Annotated in this window: 6 protein-coding genes and 2 pseudogenes; 3 read left to right on the top strand and 5 right to left on the bottom strand. The window is 38.7% G+C overall.

Features of this window, described 5'->3' with window-relative positions:
* Positions 1-576 (bottom strand): annotated as a pseudogene (locus MOB01S_RS00335) (hypothetical protein); the annotation flags it as partial.
* A gap of 285 nt (positions 577-861) precedes the next feature.
* On the bottom strand, positions 862-2,505 hold the full coding sequence (locus tag MOB01S_RS00340) for a BCCT family transporter (RefSeq protein WP_084349552.1): 1,644 nt from the start codon (positions 2,503-2,505) through the stop codon (positions 862-864).
* Between the two features lie 531 nt (positions 2,506-3,036).
* On the opposite strand from MOB01S_RS00340, the gene ilvD reads away from it, so the two are divergent.
* Entirely contained in the window at positions 3,037-4,935 is a 1,899-nt protein-coding gene (gene ilvD / locus MOB01S_RS00345) for a dihydroxy-acid dehydratase (RefSeq protein WP_066799926.1), read from the top strand.
* A 52-nt stretch (positions 4,936-4,987) separates the two neighbouring features.
* Here ilvD and MOB01S_RS00350 read toward each other — a convergent pair whose 3' ends face one another.
* The gene (locus tag MOB01S_RS00350) at positions 4,988-5,467 is read right to left on the bottom strand and encodes a hypothetical protein (RefSeq protein ID WP_066799929.1); all 480 of its coding nucleotides are present in this window, start codon (positions 5,465-5,467) and stop codon (positions 4,988-4,990) included.
* A 13-nt stretch (positions 5,468-5,480) separates the two neighbouring features.
* Positions 5,481-5,972 carry a hypothetical protein gene (locus MOB01S_RS00355; RefSeq protein ID WP_066799932.1) on the bottom strand — a complete coding sequence of 164 codons (492 nt, stop codon included), beginning with the start codon at positions 5,970-5,972 and terminating at the stop codon, positions 5,481-5,483.
* A 125-nt stretch (positions 5,973-6,097) separates the two neighbouring features.
* Here MOB01S_RS00355 and MOB01S_RS00360 point away from each other — a divergent pair, with 125 nt between their 5' ends.
* Together MOB01S_RS00360 and MOB01S_RS00365 are read left to right on the top strand one after the other, a co-directional pair.
* Entirely contained in the window at positions 6,098-6,505 is a 408-nt protein-coding gene (locus tag MOB01S_RS00360; RefSeq protein ID WP_066799935.1) for a helix-turn-helix domain-containing protein, read from the top strand.
* Positions 6,506-6,569: 64 nt separating this feature from the next.
* Entirely contained in the window at positions 6,570-6,851 is a 282-nt protein-coding gene (locus tag MOB01S_RS00365; protein ID WP_157073844.1) for a hypothetical protein, read from the top strand.
* Between the two features lie 65 nt (positions 6,852-6,916).
* Here the strand turns inward: MOB01S_RS00365 and MOB01S_RS12515 are convergent.
* Positions 6,917-7,498 (bottom strand): annotated as a pseudogene (locus tag MOB01S_RS12515) (hypothetical protein); the annotation flags it as partial.

Here is a 7,498-nt window from a genome sequence, read left to right on the forward strand (position 1 = left end):
TTCTTCTTTTAGACGTTTAGCGTCCGCTTCTTCTTTTAGACGTTTAGCGTCCGCTTCTTCTTTTAGACGTTTAGCGTCCGCTTCTTCTTTTAGACGCTCTTGTTCTCGGCGTTTGCGTTCAAGTTGTTGCTGTGCCTCAAATTGAGCTTGGCGTTGCTGTTGGGCTAGGATTTCAGGATTGATTTTGGGTTCGTTTAGCGTTGGCTCCAAGTGCTTTTCTACATTGGGCTTGGGTTCTTGTTTTGGCTCTTGTTTGTTTTCAGATGACTTTGGCGTTTTGGGTGTAAATTTGTGAATTTCTGGTGTTTTTTTAATCTCAACCTCTTTTTTAGTTTCAACTTCTTTTACTTCTGTTTTGGGTTTGGCTGGCACAACCATTTCTTTGGGGGGTTCTGGCGACTCCTCAAAGTTGATGTTAATAAGTTCAATATGTAAAGGAGGTGTTACTTTTGGTGGCGTCACCTCTAACATTTTCATGTTTGCCACACCAAAACCAACCACGCCATGTAATGCCAAAGTAATACCAATAGCCAATGCCTTGATTTGGTTGGGGGAATGTTTACCAATTTGTTGCATAATAATCTATCACTTCAACATCACAAAATATTAAATATAAACGATAATAGTTATCAATGTATATTATCCGCAATTTTGATAAAAAATTCAACCAATAAATGATAATTTTTTATCACAAAGATAATCATTATAGAATATTGGGTTGATATTGATAAGAAAAATTTATTTTTTTATTAAAAAATAATAAAATATTGTTATGAATGCTATCTTTTACATCAAAATTGCCACACATCGGATTTTGTACGCCCCATAAAAAAATGGGGCAGATTTTGCCCCATTAGTATGCTATGCCTCCTTCTCATTTTTTGGAATAGGCAATGCTCTTAACAAATGCTCATCAACCAATTCATTTGCCGAATTGTGTTCGGCACTTTCTTGGGTGATATACCATTGGCTGTTGCGATATAGGGTTAGGCGGTCTCTGGACAGCCCACGCACAAGGCAATACATCATCAAAAAAATAACCAAAGCAAAAGGCAATCCTGCCACAATCGCCGCCGCTTGCAGGGCGGACAAACCACCAGCCGCTAGCAAAATAGCGGCAATCGCACCTTGTGAGGTAACCCAAAACAGGCGTTGGATTTTTGGGGCATTGGTATTACCGCCAGCAGTCAGCATATCCACCACAAGACTTGCACTGTCGGCACTTGTAACAAACCACAAGACAATCATTAGTAAAATCAATGTTGTCATACCTTTGGTAAAGGGATAAAATTCCATAAATTTAAAAATCGCACTGCCAGAATCCGCCTTGACCGCATCAATCAGCCCCATTGTCAGACCACCGCTTAGTTCCATTTGTAGTGCCACGCCACCAAAAGTGGTGAACCACAAAAATAGTAACAGCATTGGCACAAACAAAACGCCAAACAAAAACTCTCTAATGGTTCGTCCACGACTAATACGAGCAATGAACACGCCCACAAATGGCGACCAGCTTACCCACCACGCCCAATAAAAAATCGTCCACCCACCTTGCCAATTGGTGTCTTGATAGGCTTCATTCCACAAACCCAAAGATGGCAAACTGCTGGCATAATTGCCAATATTTTCCACAAAGCTATTAAAAATAAATTGGGTAGGGCCTGCCACAATCATAAAGCCAAGCAGAAGTAGGGTTATAATGATTGTGATGTCGGATAAGGTTTTAACCCCCTTATCAAGTCCTGCCATAACCGACAAAGTGGCACAAAAGGTAATGCCAGCAATCAAAGCGACTTTTAGCATCAAACTTGGTGTTAAATCAAAAAACGCCACAAGCCCTGTTTCAAGTTGCATTACGCCAAGCCCAAGCGATGTTACCACCCCAAACACCGTACCAAATACCGCCAAAATATCTACCAAATGCCCCCAGTTGCCATAAACCTTTTTGCCAATAATAGGAAACAGCACCGAACGAATGGCAAGCGGTAGTCCACGCCGATAATGAAAATATGCCAAAGACAAGGCAACAACTGCATACAAGCCCCAAGCGTGCAGACCCCAATGCAAAAATGAAATCCGCATTGCATCAACACCAGCTTCTAGTGTCAAACTTTTGGTGCGTGGGGCATTGGCAAAATGAGTCAAAGGCTCGGCAACGCCCCAGTACAATAGCCCAATGCCAATCCCTGCCGAAAACAGCATACCAATCCACGACCCAAAACTGTATTGTGGGTTTTCTGTTTGAGCTCCAAGCCTAATATCGCCATAACGACTAAATGCCACATACGCACAAAACACAAGGCAGGCATTGACAAGAATAATAAACACAAAGCCAAATCTATCACTAATAAAGCCTTGCATTGCCCCAAACACCGCTCCTGCCTGTTCGCTAAATAGCACGCCATAAATCATAAACAGAACAATCAAAAGTGCCGACACCCCAAACACAGGGCGAGATACGGACGGAAAAATGCCAAATTTGCCCACTTTAACCCCTTCTGCCATTAAAGCAGTTTCGGTTTTGTTGGGATTTTGGCTTGATTTATCAAAATCAGTCATAAATAACAATCCTTAAAACTGATTTTTAATGAGATTTGCCAATTTGAGCCAAGATTGCCTTATAAAAATTTCATTAAAAATCAATTAACTAAAAACCATAATTTAAAGTTTAAAAATACCAATCACAAAATTTTGTTTTTATGATTTATAAACTTTTCTAACCTTATCAAATTTAAGACAATTTTGCAAATGGATTGGGGTAAAAATTACAAATGATATTTATTATTTTAATTGATAAATTGATTTAAGTTTTTCATTTTTAATCAAAAAATATAGAGTGTTATTTTATGTAATAAAATGTAATTTAATGTAAATATATTTATTTTATAACTTATTTTTATTAATTATAAAATAAAATAAACTTATAATTTTTAATACAAATGGTTTAAAAAATGGTAGAATAACCCCAATTTAAGAGTAGCCAACTGTTGGGTTTTAATCCATCTAAGACCCAAATAAGCCAAAGGATATTTTATTATGCCAACTTACCGTTCCAAAACTTCCACATCAGGTCGCAATATGGCAGGTGCAAGAGCCTTGTGGCGTGCCACAGGTATGACCGATGGGGATTTTAATAAACCCATCATTGCCATTGCCAACTCTTTCACCCAGTTTGTACCCGGACACGTTCATCTAAAAGACTTAGGGCAACTGGTTGCTCGTGAGATTGAAAAGGCAGGCGGTGTCGCCAAAGAGTTTAACACCATTGCGGTGGATGATGGCATTGCGATGGGGCATAGCGGTATGCTTTACAGCTTGCCCAGCCGTGATTTGATTGCCGATAGCGTGGAATATATGGTCAATGCCCATTGTGCGGACGCACTGGTGTGCATTTCCAACTGCGACAAAATCACCCCCGGTATGTTAATGGCAAGTTTGCGACTGAACATTCCCACCATTTTTGTTTCTGGCGGCCCGATGGAGGCTGGTAAGGTCTTGGCAAGTGAGCTTAGCGATGGGCATACCACGCACGAGACCGTTACAGGCGATGACGGCAAAAAAGTGCGTAAACTTGACCTTGTGGACGCAATGATTGACGCAGCCGACGATTTGATTTCGGACGAAGATGTCGCAAGTGTAGAACGCTCGGCTTGCCCGACTTGTGGCTCTTGTTCTGGTATGTTTACTGCCAACTCAATGAACTGCCTAACCGAAGCCTTAGGCTTGTCTTTACCAGGTAATGGTTCACTCCTTGCTACACACGCCAAGCGAAAAGAGCTGTTTTTGGAAGCGGGCAGAATGATAGTAGAGCTTGCCAAACGCCATTATGAAGGGGACGATTATAGCGTTTTGCCAAGAAGTATCGCCACCAAGTCGGCTTTTGAAAATGCAATGAGCCTTGACATTGCAATGGGCGGTAGTACCAATACCATTTTGCACCTATTGGCGGCGGCACACGAGGCAGGCGTGGACTTTAAGATGGCGGACATTGACCGTTTAAGCCGTTCTGTACCGTGCCTATCCAAAGTCGCCCCAGCCACGCAAAAATACCATATGGAAGATGTGCATAGAGCAGGTGGTGTGATGGGGATTTTGGCGGAGCTTGACCGTGCAGGGCTATTAAAAACCGATGTGCCAACCGTGCATAGTGCGACTTTAAAGGACGCTCTTGCCAAATGGGATATTATGAACCCTGATAATGTTGAGGCAAGAAATCTTTACATCGCCGCCCCTGCTGGCATTCGCACCACACAGGCATTTAGCCAAAACCGTGAATGGTCAAACCTAGATGTCAATCGTGAATCTGGCTGTATCCGTAGCAAAGAACACGCCTATTCCCAAGATGGGGGGCTTGCAGTGCTGTTTGGCAACATTGCCGAGCGAGGCTGTGTGGTCAAGACCGCAGGCGTGGACGAGAGTATTTTGACCTTTACAGGGCGTGCTAGAGTTTTTGAAAGTCAAGACAGTGCGGTAGAGGCAATCCTTGCCGACCAAATTGTGGCAGGCGACATTGTTATTATCCGCTATGAAGGCCCCAAAGGTGGGCCGGGTATGCAAGAAATGCTCTATCCCACCAGTTATCTAAAATCCAAAGGCTTGGGCAAGGCGTGTGCTTTGCTCACAGACGGCAGATTTAGTGGCGGGACATCGGGACTGTCTATCGGACACGCCAGTCCTGAGGCGGCGGAAGGCGGTGCAATCGGACTTGTAGAAGAGTTTGACACCATCATCATTGACATTCCAAACCGCAAAATCCACCTAGATGTTACCGATGATGAACTTAATGCACGCCGTGAAAAACAGCTGGCAAAAGGCAAACAGGCGTGGAAACCTGTCAATCGTCAGCGTGAAGTATCCCAAGCCCTACGAGCCTATGCTGCTTTGACAACGAGTGCCGATACAGGGGCGGTCAGAGATGTAGGGCAGGTGGAGTAAGGTTAGTTAAAAAACCGAGTAATAATATATTACTCGGTTTTGTATGTGGCATTTATTCTTTGTAACTTGCGTTTAATATTTTTCCCCATATTTCTTTATACTGTATAGCTAAATTTTTAAGCTGATAAGTAAAATCTTCCAAGCTTAAAAAATACATATAAAATATTTTGTGTTGTGCTGATACATAGATTCTTTTTCTTACATTATCAAAGTTGTTTGCAAGCAATTGATTGATGTCGATAGAAGATGTCTTATGTGCTTCTAAGTGGAACATTATATCACTATTGTTTAATTCAATAATAGTATTGGATACGTTTTCATAGGCATCAACATTATTGATGTGTTTTGGGATGTTTATACAAAGACCACCATTAAAAAAAGAAATATTTATTTTTAATTCAGAAATTTCTACAGTTATAACATTATTGTCGTGGTCTATATCTTTAATTTCAATATCATCATTTATTAATGCTTCATACAAGGTTTGAATGCTAACTTGATTGGCAGATAAAACCATAGATTTACTTAACATTGGTAGCTCCTTATTAAATGAAAATATCTTCATTGTGATGAGTAATTAGCATTACTGCAACAAACTTTTTTATTTGATATAAAAAATCTGGTTTGCTCATGTATCTATGTATATACATTTCATATTCTGATATGATAAACGCATTTCCAGTGCTTTTATCTCTTTCTTCAGAATCTATATAATACTTATTCATATTGTACCTTGAATTTATTTCATTAACTGAATCTTCTAATGCATAAGAATCATTAAAGTCAGTGTTGGTTCGCAGTTTACCCAACAGCCTAATTCTTTTTGAATTATCATCATTTGAATCACTTAAATTAACAAACATTTTAACATTAGCTGGTATTCCATCTATTTTTTTAACATTTATAAAAATATTAGAATATTCCACAAAAATACCTAATATATCTATATCTTGTTTTGGGTCTAGTTGAATTATATCCACTAGTTTCCTAAGTGTAATTTGACTAACTGGTATGATGTCTTTTTCTAGATTGTTCATAAAATCCCCTTGACGGTTGTTGGTTGGTTACTATATAATCTAAAATTATACTTTTAATAGTAGTAAATGAAAACCAAGAAAAACTGGGGTTTTGTACCTAATTTTTGGTATTGATAGGAATTTCTATGAAAACGCACGAAAAAATCCAAGCCATTAGAAAGGCAAAGGGCTTAACGCAAGATGATTTAGCAGAGCAATTAAATATGTCAAAAAATGGCTATGCAAACATTGAGCAAAATAACACCAAATTAACGATTGATAAACTTGTTCAAATTTCTGCGGTTTTAGGTATTGAGCCAAAGCAATTATTGGATAATGGTAGCGATGTTTTTCATTTCTTTACCGATATTAAAAATAATACACATAACCATTATTCTGGTGGTGTAGATGAACAAAGACTGAAAAATTTAGAACAAGAAGTGTTTTATCTAAAGCAAATGATTGAACAAAAAGATATTACCATATCCGCTTTGATGAGTGAAAATAAGGCGTTAAAAGGTTTATTGGGTCAAAACTCTTCTGATGTTGTATAATGTTGCAATATGTTTATCACACTTATTCAAAATCTTTGCCCTAATTTCCCTTTGGTTTATATTGATGTTTGGTATTTCACTTGGTATCAGCGAATACCAAAAAGAATATTACACGCCAACCGACACCCCCAATGAAAGATTTATGGTGGGTGGACAACGCTTGCAAGATTTTAAAGACAATCCCAAACCCCTAGATTTAACGCCTGATACAGAATGTATGGATAGTTGTTTAAAATTATTGGAGAATGGCAATTATGAATATTTTAATGGCAGTCCTTTAATAATGACTTATTCACAATTTCAAGTGAAGGATAATCAAATCATTCCCATTTCTTTTATGGGGTAATTGGGGGTTTTGTGATGATTTGGTGTTTGGTGTATATTGGTAAAGCAATCAATAATAAATACACATCAAATATCAATTGATAGCTTGGATTGCAAAATAACACTTTTTACATCATGATGAATGTACCCTTCCTGCCATAACTTTTGCAAGGTAGGGCTTTCAATAATTTGGTGTTGGATTTGTTCCATCACTTGTTGTTGGCGTTGTTGTTGCTTTTGATAAGGCACTTCATCATATTCTTGAATGTCTGTTTCTGTAATAAGGGTAAATGATGGGTTTAGCCGACTTTTTGGCATGAGTGAGGCAAACTTTTCACAAAATTTACGAAAACTAAAACGAATCTGCTCATTATCATCACGCACATACAATTGGCAATCGCCATGAATATCGCCCATCATCATAGCATGACTACACAATGCCAATTCATCAGTGGTTAGCGATTTGTGTTGGCGAGCTTCTGACAACCAATAGTCCCATTTTTCAGGAGTCCATTGACCCAACAACTCAATTTTTGGGGCGAGTAGCTGTTGTTGTAATAATTTTTTTTTAGAGGTTTCTGAATTTTCAATTTCTGAATTTTCAATTTCTGAATTTTCAATTTCTGAATTTTCAATTTCTGAATTTTCAATTTCTGAATTTTCAATTTC

It is taken from the genome of Moraxella oblonga NBRC 102422, assembly GCF_001598275.1.
GTDB lineage: Bacteria > Pseudomonadota > Gammaproteobacteria > Pseudomonadales > Moraxellaceae > Moraxella > Moraxella oblonga.